At 25.1% G+C, this 22,238-nt stretch carries 19 protein-coding genes and 1 pseudogene; 12 read left to right on the top strand and 8 right to left on the bottom strand.

Going from position 1 to position 22,238, the window contains the following annotated elements; translation table 11 throughout:
• Position 1 precedes the first annotated feature (1 nt).
• The 5 genes and pseudogenes from ACZ5CK_RS05435 to ACZ5CK_RS05455 form a co-directional block, all read right to left on the bottom strand.
• The gene (locus ACZ5CK_RS05435; protein ID WP_464582893.1) at positions 2 to 562 is read right to left on the bottom strand and encodes a DUF1788 domain-containing protein; all 561 of its coding nucleotides are present in this window, start codon (positions 560 to 562) and stop codon (positions 2 to 4) included.
• Positions 562 to 1,148: pseudogene (locus ACZ5CK_RS05440) on the bottom strand (DUF1819 family protein). The gene ACZ5CK_RS05435 and the pseudogene ACZ5CK_RS05440 overlap by 1 nt, the downstream one beginning before the upstream one ends.
• 225 nt (positions 1,149 to 1,373) lie before the next feature.
• Positions 1,374 to 1,757, bottom strand: coding sequence for a hypothetical protein (locus ACZ5CK_RS05445; protein ID WP_464582894.1), 384 nt, complete (start codon positions 1,755 to 1,757; stop codon positions 1,374 to 1,376).
• A 141-nt stretch (positions 1,758 to 1,898) separates the two neighbouring features.
• Positions 1,899 to 3,635 (bottom strand): GmrSD restriction endonuclease domain-containing protein, encoded by a 1,737-nt coding sequence (locus ACZ5CK_RS05450; RefSeq protein WP_464582895.1) that lies wholly within the window; start codon positions 3,633 to 3,635, stop codon positions 1,899 to 1,901.
• 183 nt (positions 3,636 to 3,818) lie between these two features.
• Positions 3,819 to 5,372, bottom strand: coding sequence for an ATP-binding protein (locus ACZ5CK_RS05455; RefSeq protein WP_464582896.1), 1,554 nt, complete (start codon positions 5,370 to 5,372; stop codon positions 3,819 to 3,821).
• Positions 5,373 to 5,539: 167 nt separating this feature from the next.
• Between ACZ5CK_RS05455 and ACZ5CK_RS05460 the strand changes: the two genes are divergently transcribed.
• Positions 5,540 to 8,977, top strand: a complete 3,438-nt coding sequence (locus ACZ5CK_RS05460; protein ID WP_464582897.1) for an SNF2-related protein — start codon at positions 5,540 to 5,542, stop codon at positions 8,975 to 8,977.
• A 149-nt stretch (positions 8,978 to 9,126) separates the two neighbouring features.
• On the opposite strand, the gene ACZ5CK_RS05465 is transcribed toward ACZ5CK_RS05460, so the two are convergent.
• Positions 9,127 to 10,263, bottom strand: coding sequence for an amidohydrolase (locus ACZ5CK_RS05465; RefSeq protein ID WP_464582898.1), 1,137 nt, complete (start codon positions 10,261 to 10,263; stop codon positions 9,127 to 9,129).
• Positions 10,264 to 10,530: 267 nt separating this feature from the next.
• Here ACZ5CK_RS05465 and ACZ5CK_RS05470 point away from each other — a divergent pair, with 267 nt between their 5' ends.
• From ACZ5CK_RS05470 to ACZ5CK_RS05490, 5 genes are all read left to right on the top strand, one after another.
• Positions 10,531 to 12,405: a ribonucleoside triphosphate reductase gene (locus ACZ5CK_RS05470; protein WP_464582899.1), complete on the top strand. Its 1,875-nt coding sequence runs from the start codon at positions 10,531 to 10,533 to the stop codon at positions 12,403 to 12,405.
• 4 nt (positions 12,406 to 12,409) lie between these two features.
• A complete protein-coding gene (locus ACZ5CK_RS05475; protein WP_464582900.1) occupies positions 12,410 to 13,051 on the top strand; it encodes an anaerobic ribonucleoside-triphosphate reductase activating protein in 642 nt (213 codons plus the stop codon).
• Positions 13,052 to 13,116: 65 nt separating this feature from the next.
• Positions 13,117 to 14,040 carry a diacylglycerol/lipid kinase family protein gene (locus ACZ5CK_RS05480; RefSeq protein ID WP_464582901.1) on the top strand — a complete coding sequence of 308 codons (924 nt, stop codon included), beginning with the start codon at positions 13,117 to 13,119 and terminating at the stop codon, positions 14,038 to 14,040.
• A 1-nt stretch (position 14,041) separates the two neighbouring features.
• Positions 14,042 to 14,710, top strand: a complete 669-nt coding sequence (locus ACZ5CK_RS05485) for a DUF554 domain-containing protein (protein ID WP_464582902.1) — start codon at positions 14,042 to 14,044, stop codon at positions 14,708 to 14,710.
• 9 nt (positions 14,711 to 14,719) lie between these two features.
• Entirely contained in the window at positions 14,720 to 15,346 is a 627-nt protein-coding gene (locus tag ACZ5CK_RS05490) for an N-glycosylase/DNA lyase (protein ID WP_464582903.1), read from the top strand.
• A gap of 35 nt (positions 15,347 to 15,381) precedes the next feature.
• On the opposite strand, the gene ACZ5CK_RS05495 is transcribed toward ACZ5CK_RS05490, so the two are convergent.
• Positions 15,382 to 16,479 carry an alanyl-tRNA editing protein gene (locus tag ACZ5CK_RS05495; protein WP_464582904.1) on the bottom strand — a complete coding sequence of 366 codons (1,098 nt, stop codon included), beginning with the start codon at positions 16,477 to 16,479 and terminating at the stop codon, positions 15,382 to 15,384.
• A 10-nt stretch (positions 16,480 to 16,489) separates the two neighbouring features.
• Complete coding sequence (locus ACZ5CK_RS05500; protein ID WP_464582905.1) at positions 16,490 to 17,185, bottom strand: M48 family metallopeptidase; 696 nt, start codon at positions 17,183 to 17,185, stop codon at positions 16,490 to 16,492.
• Positions 17,186 to 17,356: 171 nt separating this feature from the next.
• On the opposite strand from ACZ5CK_RS05500, the gene ACZ5CK_RS05505 reads away from it, so the two are divergent.
• The 6 genes from ACZ5CK_RS05505 to ACZ5CK_RS05530 all read left to right on the top strand — a co-directional run bounded on the left by ACZ5CK_RS05505 (position 17,357) and on the right by ACZ5CK_RS05530 (position 22,191).
• Positions 17,357 to 18,100, top strand: a complete 744-nt coding sequence (locus ACZ5CK_RS05505; RefSeq protein WP_464582906.1) for an ATP-binding cassette domain-containing protein — start codon at positions 17,357 to 17,359, stop codon at positions 18,098 to 18,100.
• Complete coding sequence (locus ACZ5CK_RS05510; RefSeq protein WP_464582907.1) at positions 18,097 to 19,056, top strand: SufB/SufD family protein; 960 nt, start codon at positions 18,097 to 18,099, stop codon at positions 19,054 to 19,056. The genes ACZ5CK_RS05505 and ACZ5CK_RS05510 overlap by 4 nt, the downstream gene beginning before the upstream one ends.
• 129 nt (positions 19,057 to 19,185) lie before the next feature.
• The gene (gene epsC / locus ACZ5CK_RS05515; protein ID WP_464582908.1) at positions 19,186 to 19,791 is read left to right on the top strand and encodes a serine O-acetyltransferase EpsC; all 606 of its coding nucleotides are present in this window, start codon (positions 19,186 to 19,188) and stop codon (positions 19,789 to 19,791) included.
• Positions 19,792 to 19,968: 177 nt separating this feature from the next.
• Complete coding sequence (locus ACZ5CK_RS05520; RefSeq protein WP_464582909.1) at positions 19,969 to 20,373, top strand: hypothetical protein; 405 nt, start codon at positions 19,969 to 19,971, stop codon at positions 20,371 to 20,373.
• An 18-nt stretch (positions 20,374 to 20,391) separates the two neighbouring features.
• Positions 20,392 to 21,399: a cytochrome b5 domain-containing protein gene (locus ACZ5CK_RS05525; protein ID WP_464582910.1), complete on the top strand. Its 1,008-nt coding sequence runs from the start codon at positions 20,392 to 20,394 to the stop codon at positions 21,397 to 21,399.
• Positions 21,400 to 21,408: 9 nt separating this feature from the next.
• Positions 21,409 to 22,191 (top strand): SDR family NAD(P)-dependent oxidoreductase, encoded by a 783-nt coding sequence (locus ACZ5CK_RS05530; RefSeq protein WP_464582911.1) that lies wholly within the window; start codon positions 21,409 to 21,411, stop codon positions 22,189 to 22,191.
• The last annotated feature ends 47 nt before the right edge of the window (positions 22,192 to 22,238 follow it).

Here is a 22,238-nt window from a genome sequence, read left to right on the forward strand (position 1 = left end):
TTCAGTCTATTAAAGGAAAAGCCCTATAATAGTTATCATCTTTAAATTTATTAAACAATATTAATTTCTGACCATCATATCTTCCAGGATAAATCAATATTAAAGGTTTATTTTCAATCACACTATGTAGTTTATTTAATATTGTATGTGATCTAATAAAAGGATATATTTGCCCAACGCCTGTAATAAATATAATATCAATATCACTTGATTCATTTTTTATCTGTTCTATAAAAGTTTCTGGTGGAGCAAAGGTTTTTATTGCATTTAATACTTCTTGGCTTCCTTCTTTTATTTCCATTTCTTTTATTACTTCAATCAAATCCTCATCTTTAAGCATTTTAATAAGCATTTTATAGAGATTGAATTCTTTTATTTTTAATCCATGTCTCTCTTTTAAATTTTCTATAGTTTTTTCTATTTGTTTTCTTACCAAAATTTCATATTTTGGATCATAATCAAAAATATAAAAACTAATTTCATTACCTAATCCTTTATTATTTAAAAATTTCTTATCACTTATAATCTCTTGAATTTTGTTTAAATTTTCTTGAATTGTCATTATATTTTCACTCCCATTGCTTCTAAATAAATTAATTCATTATTACTGATTAAATATCTTTTGAAATCTTCACTTATAATTAATGGTTGAATTTCCATTGTTTTTTTATCTTTCAATATTCCAGCATCATATAATATTTTTTTTATTTCTGTTTTCGTCCTTTTTATGGTTTTTTCACTCCAATTTGCAATTTCTGGAACCTGTATTTTTTTTACTTCAAAGAATTTATTAATATCGGAATCTTTAAGTTGAAAATCATAAAAAAAATATTTATCTTTAATAACTTCATACATAAAATCAAAGATAAGTTTATTAGATTTCATTATAAGATAAAGATTTATTATACTTTGTGTATCATATGATTCAGAAATAAATAATTTTATTAATTCAGAATCTATGTTTTTAATTCTTTTTTTATTGCAGAAAAAACTCTTTGTATTGATGAAGTTGAAGAATATTGAAATAAATTATCTTCATATACTTTATTTTTTATTTCATCTAATGAATAACTATGATTTAGTAAATTAAATACTATTCTTAATTCTTTTAATAATGATCTTTCTCCACTTAATGAATAATATTTCATTATGCATCCTCCTATATTTTCATTCTAATACACAAAAAATTAACATATATATTTAAATTATATCATAAAAATTTTTATAATCAAACTTTTAAACAAAAAGATATATATGCTTTTTTTACTATATAAATAAAAAATCCCCCTTTCAGAGAATTCGGTTAATCTTTTTAAAATTTTTTATCTATTCATCAATATTCTTTTTTTGATAGTACTCATTCTAAACCGCTTTTAATCGTTTAATTCAATAATATTTTCTTTATCCCAATCTTCTAATAATTTTAATATCATAAATGAATTCTCTAATGTTTCTAATACAGCATTTTCGAACTCTATTAAATTACCCAAAGCTTGATATCCATCATTAACGTATGCAGTTATATCGAAAGCACTTATATGAGGATTATTAATAGAATGTTTTACTATTATAAATTCTTCATCTGAGCCTTTAAAAGACTTTCTAATATTACTTATTTCAATTTTTGGATCATTATATTTATTTATCAATTTTTTCTCTTCATCTGAAAATATAACTTTAATATTACAATAAAGTTTTACACGAAAATTTATAATATTTTTTATAAATTCTTTTTCTTTTTTAACTATAATATTCATGTTATTCTCCTTTCTCAAATAATTTAGTTTTCTTAATTTAAGAATATAAACACAAAGTATTTTAAAAAACTATAATACAAAAATACTATATTTGAAAGACATTCTAAAAAAATAATAATATATTCTATAAGTTTTATATCATTATAAGCTTTCAAAATAATTCCTTATTCTTTTTGCCATCAAATATCTTCTTTCTTTTAAAAATTCAAAATAATTTATATTCCAAAAATCTTTTGGTAAATCATAATCAATATATATTTTGTTTATTTCATCGTCAGAAAGATCTTTTGTAAGCAAATTCCAATATTCAAATGGTGGTTTATCGCTAATATCAATATTGTTTTTATAATCTAAAAACATTAAATTAGCAATTTGATTTACATCTTTAATATCTTTTATTCCTAATTTATGTAAATAATTTTTTGGAAATATATGATGACGTTCAATAGTTTTTTTCTTTTCATTTACCAAAACACTTTTTCTTTCTCTTATTTTACTTTTTGAAAATGGTATAAATTTATCTTCGTAAATTAATGCCGCATCATATATTGATAAAACGTTTGAAGTATTTGATGTAACAAGTTTTTCATTAGGTAATGTTATTTCCCAAAAACTTTCTGTTAATTCATTTTTTATAATATTTTCTAATGTTTCTAAAAAGTTGTTATTTTTTATACTGATTAAATCTTTTTCAATGATACTTTCTGGAGAACCTGTGTATCTTTGAGTTAGCAAAGAAAAAACTAGCCATTTCCTAATTATTCTTTCTAAATCTCTAAAGTTTAATCTTTCCTTACCAATTAAATATAAAACATATGTAATGAAAAATGCTATTTTAGAACTGATCATATTTTCATTTACAAAACCAGCATCATATATTATTTTAATATAATCATGCCAATTCACTAAATCTAGAACTTTTTTATGTCCATTTTTAAAAATTTCTAGATTTTTATTTTTTAAGTCTTCAGAATAAATTCTATTTTCAAAATCTCTACCTTTCAATATTAAATAAGCATATTTCAATCTTCCTCTAAGGAACGAATATCCGACTATGCTTCTAACAAGGTGTTCTGGATTCGGTTTTATGTTAATTAAATTAAAAGGAGAACTTTTTTCTGAATAATGTTGAGCTTTTTCACAAAATTCTTCTATTTCTTTTCTACCTTCGTCCCAATAAACAGACATTAAAGTGAGTATAAAATCAGATTGATTTAAAGTTTTTCCTTTGCTATTTATTCTAACAAAGATTTCAGCTACTTCTTCTGGATCTAATTCAGAAGAAAGTTCTAAAACAGAAAATGTATAATTTTTAATATTTTCTAATCTTTGAATTTTTGAAGCAATAATAGAGAATTCATTATAATTACTTACAATATCCTCTCTTTTTTTCATTAAATTATTTCTATATTCATCGATAAACTGATATGAATTTGTGGAAAATAATTTGCTAATATCTCCTATCCATTCTGGATCTTTCTCCAATGCAGCATTACTTACTTCAAATTTATTTTCTAAGGGATTAAAAGCAATTTTTATTTTTAAGTCTTTAAAATTTTTATTCTTTACAGGTTTATTCATTAAAATAGAATAAAGTGAAGTAAGCCTTTGTTGTCCATCAATGACTAAATATTTTGGTGATCTTTTTTTCTCAAGTCCTATTGAATGAAAATTTTCTATATTAGAAACTTCCCAAAGAATTACAGTTCCTACAGGTAATCCCTTATATAATGAATCAATTAAATCTCTAACCTTAGTTTGATTCCATACAAAAGGTCTTTGTATATCCGGTAAAGCTATAATTCCGCTATCTATATCCATAACTAAATTATATAATTGATAAGTTTTTTGATTAAAAACTACTGTTGAATTATTCATTTTTACCTCCTGGTATGTAAGTGTTATTTTTTTTACACAAAAAATTAACTTATATAATTAAATTATACCACTAAAAAATTTAAAAACAAAAAGTTTTTATAATATAGAATAATAGTAATTTTTTTAATTTTGAGAAGCTCAATACAATTAAAAACCCCCTTTTCAGGGGATTATGTTAATCAATTATATTTTTTCTACTATATATTCATCAATATTTCTTTTTTCTGAATTTATGTTTATTCCTATTATATATATTTCTTTTTCCTTATTTTTACTCGTATATTTTTCATAATATTTCTTTTCTTTTATTTGATTTATCGCTTCTTTTGCGCTTTTATCTAATTTTATTTCAAATATATATATTTTATCATTATGTTCTAATACTAAATCACTTCTTCCAAGATTTGTTAATTCTTCTGCTGTTATGTTTAATCCTGCTGATGCTAATATTGTATATATTAATGAGTGATAATAACTTTCTCTTTTTTGATGTAAGTTATACGGTATTGTACTCATTATCCTTTTTATTTCTTCTATTAATTCTTTTATTTCATTTTTTTCTACTAATTCATATATTTTATATATTTTTTCATATGTTTCTTCGTTTAGACCATAATTTGCTTCTAATATTAATTTTGAGAAACTATTTTTTACTTCAAGATTTGGATAATCTAATATATACTTTTCTGTTATTCCATATTTTTTTATTCCTTTAAATGTTAAATATCCTGCTTGTGCAAAGAATATATTTGCATTTGCATCTTCTATTTCTCTTGTTGAGAAATCCATTGCACTTACTGGATATTTCGTTAATTTTTCATAGGTTACTTTTTTACCTTTTATATATTCATATATGAATGATGGGGATCCACTTTCAAACCAGTAATTTTGAAATTTCCTTTCATCAAAAAATCTTAATACTGAGAATGGATTATATACAAAGTGTTCTCCATCAAATGAGAATCCATTATAGTATGTTTTTATTTCTTTTAGTAATTCTTCTTTACTTATTCCTATTTCTTTTGCTGTTTCTTCTATATGTTTTTTAAAATAAAATTCAAGTTCTTTTTGGGTATAACCTAACATTTGAGAGTATTTTCTGTTTAGTGATATGTCATTTAAATTATTTAATGCTGAGAATACTCCTGTTTTGGTGAATTTCGTTATTCCTGTTATGAATACGAATTTTATGTATTCATCTTTTGTTTTTACTTTCTTATAGAATTCCCTTAGAAACCCTCTTATTTTTTCTGCTTCTTTTTTATTGTTTATATGCTCTAATATCGGTGATTCATATTCATCTATTAATATTACAACTTTTTCATTATATTTTTTATTCAAAAACTCTATTAAATTTCCAAATTTCATTGATACATCATCTATATCTGGTGTTATTTCGTATTCTCTATATATTTTTTCTATATTATTATTTAATGATTTTAGAAATGATTCTAAATCTTTTAGTACATTATCAGACATATCTAATTTTATTATTGGATATTCTTCGAATTTCCATTTGTCATATATGTATGTATCTTTAAATAATTCTTTTTCTCCCTTGAATATGTAATATAATGTCGATATAGTTAAACTCTTTCCAAACCTTCGTGGGCGAGATAAAAAATAATATTTTCCACTATCTATTAAATCAAATATATATTTTGTTTTATCTACATATATATAATTCCCCTCTATTATTTCTTTATAATCCTGTATCCCTATTGGTAATTTTTTCATCAATTCCACCTCCTAATCAATTATATCATATAATAGCAATAATGATTTGCTGTAAGATAGATAAAGTAATTAAAAGTATAATATTCATATATTTAATATGATATAATAATTTTAATATAGATATATTTTGATATTTAAATAGAATAAAATTTTTAGAGGTGTTTATAGTGGCTAAAAGAAAAATATATGGTAAAACATGGTGGGGTAAGAAATGGATTGAGGCTATGGAAAAAATAGATTTTAATACCAATAGGCTCCCAAGAGGTAGAACTTATGCTAATAAGGGGTTAGTTTTAGAAGTTAGAGTAAATAGAAATTCCGATATTATTGCTAGAGTACAGGGAACAAGAGCTACACCATATAAGGAAAAAATTTCTTTGATAAAATTTCCTTCATATGATGTAGAAATTATTGGAAATATACTTTCTGAAAATCCATATATTGCAGGACAATTATTAAACGGAATATTACCAGAAGAATTATATGAAATTTTTCAAAAAGAAGGGATAAAATTATTTCCAGAATCATGGGATGATATAGAAGCATATTGTTCATGCCCAGATTGGGCTAATCCATGTAAACATCTTGCTGCAGTATATTATGTTATTGCTAATGAAATTGATAAAGATCCTTTCCTTTTATTTGAAATGCATGGATTAAAAAAGAAGAAATTATTGGAACTTGCTAAAATTTCCAGTGAAAAATCGAAAAATACCTTAAATTTTTTGCCTATCGATAGTGAAAAAAATGAATTAGATTTAGATGAAAAAATTGCTTTAGAAGAACCTATCATTTATTTTGAAAATATAGATAAAATAATATCGTTGCTTTCTGAAAAACCTATTTTTTCTGATTTTTCAATAAAGGATTTTTTAAACGATCTATATGCACAAAGCGAAAAATATGTGAAAAACATAAAAATATTAGAAGAAAATCTATATCTTAAAGATACAGAATTTAAAATAATTTATTCATTACAAAATCCAGATATATTAATTAAAGGATATAATCCTTTTTCAAAAGAAATAATAAAATTTGAAGATTTATTTAATTTAATGTATAGTATATCTTTTTTACCTGATAAAAATGATAATGAATACTCTTTCTTTTTTAAAAAGATTTTTGGATTTGTATTTAATATCATTATGAATCACTCATTTGCACCAAAACCGGAAATAATTGAATCGGATAAATTTTATGTAAAATATATGCCACTTATTTCAAATTCATCTTTTATAGAATATTTAGATTATCTTGAAAAAATAATTCCAAATAATCTTATAATTCATTTAGAAAAAAATAAGGTATTAAAAAAATCTGATGCTGTTATATATATTATATCTTTGGTTATAAAGGAAATAGTAAAAAAAATATATGTAAATAAAACAATGTCTCATAATATATTATCTGTATTTTCAGAAGATAAATTGTATCCATTAAAAACATTAGAAGAAAAAAATGCTGCTAATTCATTGGTAAATTATTTTGAGCCATTATTTTTTAAAAGCCAAAAATATACATTAGCTATTAAAATCATGCCGTTTATTGAAGATAGGTATTATTTATCTCTTTTAGTAAAAGATAATTCAGATGTATTATCTGAACCTATTAGTCTTACCGATTTTTTAAAAAACAAAAAATATTTTGATGAAAAAGCTAATATATTAAAACAAATAGGGTTTATTTCTAATTTATCCAATTTTTCTAAAACCATTATGAAACATGAGGATATAATAATAACTTCATCAGAATTAAGTACATTTTTTAATGATGTATTACCTGCTTTAAATGTTTTTGGTATTGATGTAATCCTTCCAAAAGAAATGAAAAAAATAGTAGAGCCAAAAGTAGTTATACAAGCAAAAAGAATTAATAATACTACCAGCTTTTTTAATTTGAATGATTTACTAAAATTTGATTGGAAAATAGCAATAGGTGATCAGATCATATCTGCTGAAGAATTTAGGAAATTATTGGAAAAATCAGAAGGAATAATAAAATTCAAAGATATGTATATTCACCTTGATCCAAAAAAATTTTTAAACATATTGAAAAAATTAGAAAAACCTCTTGATGAATTATCTAATTACGAGAGTTTAAGAGTTTTACTTTCAGAAGAATATAATGGAATACCATTATATTCGGATAATAATTTAAAAAACATAATTGATGAAATGAAAAAAATCAAAAATATTAGAATACCTAAAACATTAAATGCTAAAATGAGAGAATATCAAAAAAGAGGTTATAAATGGTTAAAATCAAATGTTGATAAAGGTTTTGGTGTATGTCTTGCGGATGACATGGGATTAGGTAAAACTATTCAAACAATAGCGGTTATTTTAAAGGATAAAGAAAATAAAAATTTAAATGCCCCAGCTTTAATTGTATGTCCTACTACATTAATAGGTAATTGGGCAACAGAAATTGAAAAATTTGCACCAAAATTAAAATATCATATATATCATGGAAATAATCGTGATTTGAAAAATGATTCAGATATTATATTAACATCATATGGTGTTATAAGAAGGGACATTGAAAAATTAAAAGATTTAAAATGGTCGTATATAATACTTGATGAAGCTCAAAATATTAAAAATCCTTTGACTAAACAAACTAAAGCTGTTAAAAATTTAAAAGGCGAAAAAAGAATAGCATTAACCGGAACTCCAGTGGAAAATCGTTTATTGGAATTATGGAGTATATTTGATTTTTTAATGCCAGGATATTTGGGAAATTATAATAATTTTATAAAAAATTATGCTATTCCTATTGAAAAATATAATAACAAAACAAAATTAGAAGCTATTAAAAAAGCTATTAATCCATTCCTATTAAGAAGATTAAAAACGGATAAAAATATTATAAAAGATTTACCAGAAAAAATTATTTTTGATCAATATGTATATTTAACTCCAATTCAAACATCATTATATAATAAAACAGTAGAAATGGTAAATGAGATTTCTAATTTTTCTGGCATAGAAAGAAAAGGATTAATCTTTAAATTAATCACATCTTTAAAGCAAATTTGTAATCATCCTGCTAATTATCTGAAGAATAAGAATTTCAGTCCAGAAGAATCTGGTAAAACACAGAAATTATTGGATTTATTATCAGACATATTTAGAAATAATGAAAAGGCCATAATATTTACACAATATAAAGAAATGGGAGAAATACTTGAAGATATAATAAAAAAACATTTGAAAGTTAAAACGTTATTTTTTCACGGAAATTTGTCAAGAAAAAAGAGAGATGAAATGGTAGAAAAATTTCAAACATCACACGATTATCCTGTTATCATTATTTCTCTAAAGGCTGGAGGTACAGGATTGAATTTAACTGCTGCATCACATGTAATCCATTTTGATTTATGGTGGAATCCTGCAGTTGAAGCTCAAGCTACAGATAGAGCTTATAGAATAGGTCAAAAAAATAATGTTATTGTCCATAGATTTATAACTAAAAATACATTTGAAGAAAAAATAAATGAGATAATTCAAAAAAAGAAGAATTTAAGCAATAATATATTAAGTATTGGAGAAAAATGGATTTCTGAACTTGGTGATGATGAATTAAGAGAAATATTTAAAATATAAAATATTATAAAATACCTCCAAAGTAGAACTAAACCACAAAGGAGGTATTTTTTATTGAATATAATCCTGGTATTTATAATAATTTTTAATATATTTGGAGTATACTCCAAATTTTTGAGTGAAAAATATGACTGTACTCCAAAAAATAATTATAATACTTTTTTACCTTCAATATAGACGCTTTCAGCTTTTGCTCTTATATCAAATGGATGATGATTCCATATTGCAATATCTGCATCTTTTCCTGGTTCTAATGATCCTACTCTATCGTCAATTTTCAATATTTTTGCTGGATTTATAGTTAACATTTTTATCAAGTCTTCTTCTTTTGCACCATATCTCATTCCAAGAGCAGCTTGTACATTAGCATGTTCTAAATGTAGCACAGGATGATCACACATTAATCCTGCTAAAATACCTTTTTCATTAATTATTCTTAATGCTTCAAATGACATATCCTTTAATTCTAATTTTGTTCTAAATCCAAATAAAGGACCTAACACTAAAGAAACACCTTTTTCTTTTATATAATCAACAATTTTGTATGCTTCTGTAGCGTGTTCTATTACTAAATCAAATCCAAATTCCTCGGATAATCTAATAGCTGTTATGATATCATCTGCTCTATGTGCATGAATTCTTGCTGGTATTTCTCTTTTTAACACTTTTTCACCAATTTCCATTTTTAAATCAAATTCATAGAAATCTCCTTTTTCTTTCTTTTTCATATAGTTTTGTACTTTTAAGAAATATTCCCTAATTACAGCAACACTTCCAAGCCTTGTTGATGGTAATTTCTTTTGAGAACCATATACTCTTTTTGGATTTTCACCCATTGCCATTTTTAATCCTGCTGGTTCTTTAATTATCATTTCATCTACTATTTTAGATTTGAATTTTAAAATTGCTCCTTGCCCTCCGATTGGATTAGCACTTCCAGGAACAACCATTACTGTAGTGACTCCACCTTCCAAAGCTCTCTTTATTGCTGCATCTTCTGGATAAAAAGCATCGATAACTCTAACTTGTGCAGTATTAGGATCAGTCATTTCATTTCCATCTTGATAATAACCTTCACCAACACCTTCTTCAAAAACTCCGATGTGTGAATGAGCATCTACAAAACCTGGAAAAATATATTTACCTTCAACATCAATAACTTCATCCGCTTTTGCTCTTATGTTTTTAGCTAATTCTTTGATTTTGCCATTTTCAATTAATAAATCTCCTTTAAATGGTTCTGAAGTGATTGGATAGATGTTAGCATTTTTGAATAATATTTTCATTTTTCATCCTCCTTCTATTTTATTGTCAAAAATATATGAATAAATATATGAATTTTTTGACTACTAACTTACTAAATTATATCATAAAATAATTCGTAAAGCAAATTAAATTTTATACAAAATCTTAACATATTACTCTATCTATTTTTTGTATTGACTTAGGTTTTTTTCTACCTAATTTATCCACTATACACATATATTGTGTTTTATGATTTATTGTGATACAATATATCGTGTTATAATAAGAATTGATGGAGGAGGGGAAATATGAATTTAATTTATGATTATATCAATAATAGTGATTGGAAGGTGAGAGAAAATTCAAATATGCAGTATTCTCTTCAAGGTTTAAATAATCATATACATCAGGAAATTACAAAAAAATTTTGGTTAAATGAGATATATGATAAACACAATAAAAGAATAAGTGAATATCATAATAATGGATTTATGCATATTCACGATTTAGGAGCATTATCTGCATATTGTGTTGGTTGGGATTTAGAAGAATTATTGAGAAAAGGTTTTAACGGGGTTACGGGTAAAGTGGCTTCAGGACCTGCACGACATTTTAGAACTGCATTAGGTCAAATAGTTAATTTTTTATATACTATGCAAGGTGAAGCAGCTGGAGCTGTGGCTTTTTCTAATTTTGATACATTATTAGCTCCCTTTATTAAATATGATAATTTAAATTATGAGCAGGTTAAACAATCTATGCAAGAATTTATTTTTAATATGAATGTTCCTACAAGAGTTGGATTTCAATCACCATTTAGTAATATTACAATGGATTTAACCGTTCCTTCAACACATAAAAATAAAAGAGTTATTATAGGCGGGAAGGAAAAAGAAGAAACATATAGTGAATTTCAAAAAGAGATGGATATTTTAAATAAGGCTTTTATTGAAGTTATGTTGGAAGGAGATTATGATGGAAGACCATTTTCTTTTCCTATTCCAACATATAATATTACAAAAGATTTTGATTGGAATAATGAAGTTGCTACGATGATTATGACTATGACAATGAAATACGGAACTCCATATTTTGCTAATTATATAAATTCAGATATGAATCCAGAAGATGCAAGGAGTATGTGTTGCAGATTAAAACTTGATAATAGACAGGTTTTACAACATATGCAACAACTCTCATTTGGTTTTGTTAATGAAGATAAAAAGGAAAATGAAAATACAGAAATCAAAAGACGTGGCGGTTTATTTGGTTCAAATCCTTTGACAGGATCAATAGGTGTTGTAACTATTAATATGCCGAGATTAATGTATTTATCAAAAGGAGATAAAAATAAATTTTATTCATTATTAGATGACGTTATGAATATAGCAAAAGAAAGTCTTGAAATAAAAAGAATTTATGTAGAAGAATGGACGAAACAAGGATTATACCCGTATACAAAAGTATATCTTGATAGTGTATATAAGCTTACAGGTCAATATTGGGCAAATCATTTTTCAACCATAGGATTTGTAGGGATGCATGAAGGTTTGATTAATTTTGGTATTGAAAATGGCATTGTAAATTCTGAAGGGAAAAAGCTTGCAGAAGAAATAATGAATTATATGCTTGAAAAATTAAATGAGTTTAATAGAGAAACTGGTAATCTATATAATCTTGAAGCATCACCGGCAGAAGGAACAACATATAGATTAGCTAAAATAGATAGGAATGAATTTGGAGATAGTATAAAACAATCTGGATCAAATGAAAGACCATATTATACTAATTCTGTACATCCTCCAGTAAATTATTTTGAAGACCCATTTGATTTATTAGAACATCAGGAAGGATTGCAAAATAAATGGACAGGTGGAACGGTTGTTCATATTTTTGTAGGTGAAAAAATTACAGATGCTGAAACTTTAAAAGAATTTATCAAGTTTAGTTTTGAAAATTATTCTTTACCATATATGAGTATTACTCCAACATTTTCAATTTGTCCAGAACACGGATATATAGCTGGAGAACATTTCGAATGCCCATATTGTGGAGAAAAAACAGAAGTTTATTCAAGGGTAGTAGGTTATTATAGACCTGTTCAAAATTGGAATGACGGAAAACAACAGGAATATATTGAAAGAGTACAATTTAGAATTAATGATGAGGTTTTGAGGGGCTGATAATATGGTATTAGCTGGAATAAGAACATTTAGTTTTGTGGATTATCCAAAAAGGGTTTCAGCAGTGGTATATACTGGTGGATGCAATTTTAGATGTGAGTGGTGTCATAATTGGAAAATTGCATATTCTAATAAATATAATGTTATTTCTGAAGAAAAAGTATTAAATAAATTAAGAGATTTAAAGAAAAGACTAAATGCTGTATGTATTACTGGCGGTGAACCAACTATTCATAATGACTTACCAGAATTTATTTCTAAAATAAGAGAAATGGGATATTTAATAAAATTAGATACTAATGGAACAAATTCTGATATGGTAAAAGAATTAATAGAAAATAATTTAATAGATTATATAGCTATGGATATTAAAGCTAAACCAGAAAATTATTATAAGTTGATAAATGTACCAAAAGAGTATTGGAGGAATATAAATAAAACCATAGAAATATTAAGAAATTCAAATGTTGATTATGAATTTAGAATGACCTATGTTTCTGGTTTATCTGCAGAGGAAGATGTGGAATTTTTTGAAAATTTCTTATTAGAAAATGAAAAAGGGTATATTACAATGGCGAATTCCACTGAAATTTTTGAAGTTAATTCAAAAGATAGAATAAGATTTAATAAACTTATATTAAGATAAATAGGCCGAATGGCCTATTTTTTGTGGTAAAATATTAGTAAAACAAAATATTTTGGAGGAATAAGATGAAAGAATATTATATAATTGTTAACCCACATTCATCAGGATCAAAAGCAATTAAATTATGGCCTAATATTAAAGAAATGCTGGAAAAAGAAGATTTTGATTTTGAATATGAATTAACTAAAGGTAAAATGGATGCATATAATATAACTATAGAGGCTATAAAAAAAGGTTATAGAAAAATTATTAGTGTTGGAGGAGATGGAACTGCCAATGAAGTAATAAATGGAATTTTTAATCAAAATTATGTTAATACAAAAGATATTATTATAGGTATAATACCAACAGGAACAGGAAACGATTGGGGTAAAACTATTGGTATTCCAAATGATTATTTACAAGCGATTAATATAATAAAAAAAGGTAGTATATTTACACAAGATATTGGTAAAGTTTTATATTATGAAAATAATGAAAAAAAAGAAAGATATTTTATAAATATAGCAGGTATGTTTTTTGATGCTGAGGTAGTAAAAAATACTAATATATCAAAAGACAAAAATAAAAGTGGAACTTTTTCATATCTTTTAAATCTTTTAACAACATTATTTAAATATAAATCTCAAAAAGCTGAAATAGCTATTGATGGAAGAATAATAAAAGAAAATATATTTACTATGGCTGTTGGAATTTGTAAATATAGTGGTGGCGGTATGAAAATGCTACCTAATGCTATTCCAAATGATGGATATTTTGACATAACATTGGTAAAAGAAGTACCGAAATTTCAGGTAATAAAAAATATAAAAAATATATTTGATGGTACTTTTGTAAATTTAAAATGGGTAAAACAATTTAGAGCTAAAAATGTAAAATTATTTTCAAAAAATAAAATATATTTAGAAGTAGATGGTGAAAATTTAGGACATTCTCCTTTTGAATTTGAAATATTAGAAAATGCTTTAAATGTTTTTGGGGAGGGATAATATGGTACCTACTATTGTAAATGCTCTTGCCGTAATAATTGGAAGTTTATTAGGATTATTAGCTAAAAAAGGAATACCAGAAAGATTAAAAATTATATTATTCTATGCAGTTGGTTTAACTACATTAGGTATAGGAATTAATATGACTATGTCAGCTAATAATTTTTTAATAGTATTAGGCTCAATGGCCTTAGGTGGATTAATAGGAGAATTACTTAATATAGAAGGATTTTTGAAAAAACTTGGAGATACGATGCAAGAAGGAGATTTTTCTACGGGTTTTGTAATGTCATCTATCCTTTTTTTAGTAGGGCCTTTGACTATTGTAGGTTCAATAAATGCAGGATTAACAAATGATGGAACACTTATATATACAAAATCACTATTAGATGGGATATCTTCTACTGTTTTAGCGTCTATATATGGATTGGGTGTAATGATTTCTGCAGGGTCTGTCCTTATTGTTCAAGGAAGTATAGTTTTATTGGCTTCACAACTATCTTTTTTAACTGATAAAATGTATTTAAATGATTTAGTTGCAGTTGGTGGTATAATGGTATTGGGAATAGGATTAAAGATATTAGATATAAAAGATACAAAAGTAGGAAATTTTTTACCTGCTTTAATTGTTTCACCACTGTTAGTTTGGATTGTATCTTTATGGAGATGAGGTGAAAATATGAAATTAATTAAAGATATTGAAAGTATTTATTTTGAAGCAAAACCGTTAATTGAAAAAAGGTGGCAAGAATTTGTTGAATTAGGAAAAAATGGAAATGAGTATGAACTTTTTTCTGAGTTATGCTTTTGTGTTTTAACGGCTAATTGGAGCGCAAAAGGTGGGATAAAGGCACAACAAGAAATAGGCGTAGAAGGCTTTGTAAAATTAAATATTGATGAGTTGGAATATTCATTAAGAAAAGTAGGCCATAGATTTCCTAAAGCTAGAGCTCAATACATTGTTTCTAATAGATGGATTATAGGAACAATACGTCATCTTTTTGTTTTACCATATTATCAAATTAGAGAATTTTTAGTAAAAAACATTAAAGGAATAGGTTGGAAAGAAGCTAGTCATTTTTTGAGAAATGTTGGATATGGTGAAGTGGCTATACTTGATAAACACATTATGAGATTAATGCTGACAAACGAATTGATTAAATCTATCCCGAAAGGATGGACAAAAAATAGATATTTAGATTATGAGAAGAGATTAAAAAATGCATTGGAAAATCATTTCAATGAACCTATAGGAAAATTAGATTTATACCTATGGTATTTGGTTAAAAAAAGTGTCGATAAATAAAGAAAGCCAGAGTAATTCTGGCTTTTTTAATATATCTATAAATATTTTTTAATCTCTTCAATAGAAATATTTCCTATTATACTACCTCTATTTTCTCCACCACCTCCCTTAATCTCCGGAAAATCTTTTTTAATATTATTGATTAATTCTTTGCAATTTACTTTCTTTGAAGAAATTTCATATCTATTTTCTTTTTTTACTATATATATTGCTTCTTCCATAGGTAAAAATTTTGGTAAATAAGAAACAAAATCTTCGTTTGAATCTAAATATATAAATTTGATTCCATTAACAATTTCCGTATTACTTATAATATCTCTAGCTATTAATTCCGCATATTTTTCATTTAATTTTTCATATTTTGATTTATATTCTTTCATTTTATTTATAGTTTCTTCTACTCTTTCCGGTGTATCTTTTATTTTTGAAGTCATTAAATTAGAAATAGTTTTTGTTATTTTTATTCTTTCACTATAATCTTTTAAAGCTCTATTTCCAGCAACAAAATAATATCTTATTAAACTCCCTTTGATTTTTTCTCTATCAATTATTTTTATTAATCCTATTTCTCCAGTATTTTTTACATGGAATCCACCACAAGGATTAATATCAAAATCACCAATTTTTATTAATCTTACAGTTCCTTTTACTTTATTGCTTAAAGGCTTTCTTAAATTATATTCATGTATTTTATCTACTGTCGTGAAAATTTCTTCTACTTCTATACACTTTTGAATTATTTCATTTGAAATTCTTTCAGCTTTTTCAGCATATTTTTCGGATTTATAATTTAAATCGATAGTTGTATATTCTTCCCCTACTCTAAAACCTAATGTATCCATATCAGCAATTTGTTCAAAAACCGCAGATATAATGTGCTGAGCAGTGTGTTGTTGGGCAATATCTTTTCTTCTATTTAAATCTATTTCATATTCATATTCACCAGGTTCTATTTCTTTATCTATTAAATGATAGTAGTTATCGTTTTTACTTTCCACAAATAAAACATTAGCATCTCCAATTTTCCCTCTATCTCCTAATTGACCGCCTTTTCCATCCGGATAAAATGGGGAATCTTTTGCAATAGCATAAATATTTTTTTTTTCTTTTTTTACTTCTATGATATTTATCATATTATCCCTCCTAAAGCGTTAATTTATAACCATTTTCTCTAAACCATTTTCTTGATTCTAAATAATCATCACAATATTTTGCTACATAATTCCAAAAACTTTTTTGATGATGTTTATATACTATATGAGCTAATTCATGAACTATTATATAATCTAATTTTCTCATTGGCGCCATTATTATTCTAAAATTAAAACTGAGATTATTTTTTCCTGAACAACTTCCCCAACGTGTTTTTTGATCTCTAATATATACCTTGCCATACTTTAGTTTCATTATTTTAGAATAATATTCTAAACGTTCATTAATAATCTTTTTTGCCTCATTTTTATACCACTTTAAAATCATTTCTTTTTTCAATGAAATATTGTCAAAAAAATCTTTTTTTAAAGAAATATATAAAAAATCATCCTGAATATCTACTCCATAATTTCCTTCAATAGTAATAAGTTTATAATTTTTTCCTAAATATAAGAAATTTTCGCCATCTACATATTTTTTATCTTCTATAATTTTTATATTCATTAATTTAGAAATAATCCAATCACTTTTTTCAAATACAAATTTTTTTATTTCATAATCTGATAAAAAATTAGGTGCTCTTACTATCACATCGCCATTGTTTTCAATAATTATAGATAAACTTTTTCTTTTTGATTTTATAATAGAATATTTTATATCGAAATATTCTGTTTTTATTATATTCATATTACACCTCTAGATTTAATCTTAATACATTAAAAGCAATATTATTCTGATACAAAATTATAGCATATTAACCTTTTTTTTACAAAATCTTATATTAGAGAATTTTTGTAGGAATAATTTTTACATTTATTTGATAAAATAAAATTAGAATAAAATCAAGGAGGAAAAGAAATGTTAGAATTAAAAAATATAAATTATTCAGTTGGTCCAAGAAAAATATTAGAAGATATAACATATACTTTTAAAAAAGGAAAAATTTATGCTGTTTTAGGCAACAATGGTGTTGGAAAATCCACATTAGCAAGAATAATAATGGGATTAGATGGATATAAAGGAAGCCACGGTGGTAAAATATTTTTTGAAGGACATGATATAACCGATACTAACATAACTGAAAGAGCAAAATTAGGTATAACTATGGCATGGCAGGAACCAGCAAGATTTGAGGGATTAGGTGTAAAAGAATACTTAACTCTCGGAAAAAGAATAAAATTAAGCGAAAATGAATTGATGGAAATATTAAATTTAGTTGGATTAAATCCATTTTATTTACATAGAAAGGTTGATAAAACGCTTTCAGGTGGCGAAAGAAAAAGAATAGAATTAGCTTCTTTAATTATATTAAAACCTAAATTTGCAATTTTTGATGAACCAGATTCTGGAATAGATATGATGTCAAATATTATGATAGAAAGAATATTTAAAATAATAACTGCTAATGGTGGCTCTGTTTTAAGCATTACTCATAGAGAAGAAATTGCAGAAATTGCTGATGAAGCGTTTTTAATATGCTCTGGGAAAATTAAAGCCGAAGGCGATCCGAAAAAGGTTTCAGAAGTGTATAAAACCACTTGTGATAATTGTGCCCATATTAATGTTCCAATCGATTTTTTTGAAAATGAGGTGAAATTATGAATATAGAAAAAAATTATGCTAAAGAATTTGAAATGATAGAAAAAGCTTATGAACAAGCAGGTGGTGATGTAAGTAATTTATTAAGTAAAGATATAGTCTCTATAATAATAAGTGGAGATAAAATTCTTGGAAAAAATACTGTTGATGGTATTGATATAAATATAAATAAAGCTGAAGAAGGCATTGTTGATTATGAAATGATTATTCAGGATAATATTAAATTGGATAAACCAATACATTTATGTGTGGGTTTTTTAAGAAATCAAGGTGAACAATATATTAATGTAAAATATAAGATAGGCAATAATTGTGATATTAAATTTTTATCGCATTGCTCTTTCCCTTTTGGAAAAATACATCATAAAATGGATTCTGAGATGATAATCGGAAAAAATTCTGTTGTATTTATGGAAGATGAACATTTTCATAATGAAAAAGATGGAATTTTTTTAGAAACAAATTATTACACTAAAGTTGGAGAAAATTCTGTTTTTGATAGCAGATTTAAATTGACCAAATCAAGAGCAGGAAAATTAAAAATAAATATGATTGTTGATTTAGAAAAAAGTTCTAAAGCATTATTAGAATCAAAGGTATGGGGGAAAAAAGATGACGAATTAGAAATAAGGGAAATAGTTAATCTTAATGGGGAATATTCCTCGGGTATTGCAAAAAGTTATATTTTTGCTCAAGATTCAACAAATGCTGAGGTAATAAATGAAGCATATGGAAATGCACCATATTCAAAAGGTCATATTGAATGTACGGAAATTAGTAAAGGATCAAACGTAAATATTAGTACCATACCTATATTAAGAGTAAAAAATGATCTTGCGGAATTAACTCATGAAGCATCAGTAGGAAGAGTAAATCCACAACAATTAGAAACCTTAATGGCAAAAGGATTAGATGAAGATGAAGCTACAGAATTAATTATAAAAGGAATTTTAAAATAAAAATAGAAATCAAAGCGCAGTTAATTTTTACTGCGCTTTTTTTACATAAATTTAATTTAAATAAGATATTTTTTATCCAATTTATGTTATAATAAATATGACAATATTTATCATAAATGGGGTGAATATATGAATATGATAATAAAATTCTTCAAAGATTTTTTTTCAATATTTTTTGACCTTAATAGAGATTTAAATGAATATTTAAAAAAGGATCCAGCTTCTAATAGAAAATTTGGGATAATTTTTTTTAATACCGCATTTCATGGTTTGGTATTTTATAGAATATATCATTTTTTTCACAAATATAAGATATACCCAATATCATATACCTTATATATGATTAGTAAAATATTATATTCAATGGATATTCATCCAGCTGCAAAACTCGATGCCGGTATTGTAATTGATCATGGAATTGGCATAGTAATTGGTTCAACTGCCACTGTAAAAAAAGGTACTTTGATTTATCATCAAGTAACGTTGGGTGCAAAACATATTAAAAAAGGAAAAAGACATCCAGATATTGGTGAAAATGTAATTATTGGAGCAGGCTCCAAAGTTTTGGGGGATATAATAATAGGAGATAATTCAGTAATAGCTGCTAATTCAGTAGTTTTAAAAAATATTCCTTCTAATTGCCTGGTAGCAGGAGCACCTGCAAAAATCAAAAATTTTGAATATGATCAAAATTATATTTATGAAATAACACATAATTATGATTTTTCTATTTAAAAAAAATTTTTAGTATAAATTTGTATTTATTATAATTTTATGTTATAATTTATTATATAGTAAATGTAGGTGAAAATATAGATTATTTAGTTGATGTAAAATGTATAGAGCCTGAAATTGTTGCGAAAAATTATTTAAAGGGGTTAGGATTAATTAAATGATAATGGAGGAATTGAAGTGCAGGAAATAATTGAATTATTAGGTTGGATAAACGTATTTTTATTGGTGTTTAATTTTTCGTTATTTATATCAAGAAGAATTTATAAGTATATTATTAAAGACAAAAAATCAAAAGTTGCAAAATATTTTGTTGTAATATTGAATATCTTAAAAAGATATCATAAATTATCTGGAATATTACTAATTATAACAGGTATTATTCACGGTTATTTAGCATTAAATGGAAATTTATATTTACATACTGGTGTGATATTGTGGTTAGGAATAATTTTAATGTTTTTAATGTATTGGTTGGGGAAAGTGCAGGTATTTAAAAAGATATGGGTTAAATGGCATAGATATTTAGGTTTTATATTAATTGTCTTATTATTAATTCATTTAATTAACCCATGGTTGTTATAATTTGAAAGGAGTATATATATGAAAAAAGTATTTTTATTGATTAGTGTATTTATTTTAGGGTTGATTGTATTTGGTGAATATGTAAATATTTTAGATGTGAAATTTGAGGATTTTGGAACAAAATATAAAATAGTTCCATATAGTGAATTAGTAAAAAATAATGGTAAAGATGGTTCAGATGCATGGGTGGGTATAAATGGCTTAGTTTATGATCTCACATACTCTAAATTATGGAAAAACGGGGAACATAAAGGAAAACACAATGCAGGAATAGATTTAACATATGAAATAAAAGAATTATCTCCTCATGGGATTGGGAAATTAGAGAAATTTGATATTGTTGGAATTTTAGGTTTTACTTTAGATGATTTAAAAGAGTTTAATGGGAAAAATGGAAAAAAGTCATATGTAGCAGTAAATGGTATTGTATATGACATGTCACATTCCAAATTATGGAAAAATGGAGAACATAAAGGGAGACATAGTGCGGGGAAGGATTTAACATATGAAATAACTAAGTTGTCACCACATGGTTTGAAAAAATTAGATAATGTTTATCCAATAGGTGTTTTGATTCTGGATTTGAATGATTTAAAAAAATTTAATGGTAAAGACGGAAATAAAGCATATGTTGCTGTAAATGGAATAATATATGATATGTCTCATTCTAAATTATGGAAAAATGGAGAACATAAAGGGAGACATAATGCAGGAATGGATTTAACATATGAAATAACAGAATTATCTCCACACGGGTTAAATAAATTAGATAATGTTTTTAAAATAGGATATTTAGTTTTAAATGAAAAAGAATTAGCTATGTATAATGGAAAAAATGGAAACAAAGCATATGTTGCTGTAAATGGAATAATATATGATATGTCTCATTCTAAGGCATGGAAAAATGGAGAACATAAAGGGAAACATGAAGCTGGTAAAGATTTAACATACGAAATAACAGAGTTATCTCCACATGGATTGGGAAAATTAAATAACGTATATAAAATTGGATTTTTATTGAAATAGGAGGACTATATGGAAAAATATACATTAATAACTGGAGCATCTGGTGGAATAGGATTAGAATTAGCAAAAATATTTGCAAAAAATAATAATAATTTAGTTTTAGTTGCTAGAAGTTTTGATAAATTGAAAGAAATAAAAAAAGATTTAGAAAGTAAATATAATATAAAAGTTAAAATAATAAGTAGGGATTTATCAAATCCAAATTCCCCAAAAGAAGTATACAATGAAATTAAGCAAAAAAATATATTTATAAATATTTTAGTAAATAATGCTGGATATGCTACTTTCGGAAAGTTTTATGATTTAGATATAGAAAAAGAATTAAATATGATTCAATTAAATGTTGTTACATTAGTTCATTTAACAAAACTATTTTTAGATGATATGATTAAATATAATGAGGGAAAAATATTAAATGTCGCTTCGACTGCAGCATTTCAACCAGGACCATTGATGGCTAATTATTATGCCTCAAAAGCATATGTGCTAAGTTTTAGTGAAGCATTAAATGAAGAATTAAAAGATAGAAATATTTCAATTAGTGCATTATGCCCAGGTGCAACATCGACAGGTTTTGTAAAAAGAGCGAATATGGAAAAATCAAAATTATTCCATGCTTTAAAACCAATGCATCCACAAAAAGTAGCGGAAATTGCGTATAATGGTTTAATGAATAAAAAACAAGTTATTATTCCAGGCTTTAGAAATAAATTATTGGCATTCTCAATTAGGTTTACACCTCGAAAAATAGGTCCAAAGATGGTTATGAATCTTCAAAAAGAGATGAATTAAAATTTGACAAAATATAAAAAATATAATATAATAAAATTTGTGGAGGA

The sequence above is a fragment of the Marinitoga okinawensis genome (assembly GCF_055387075.1).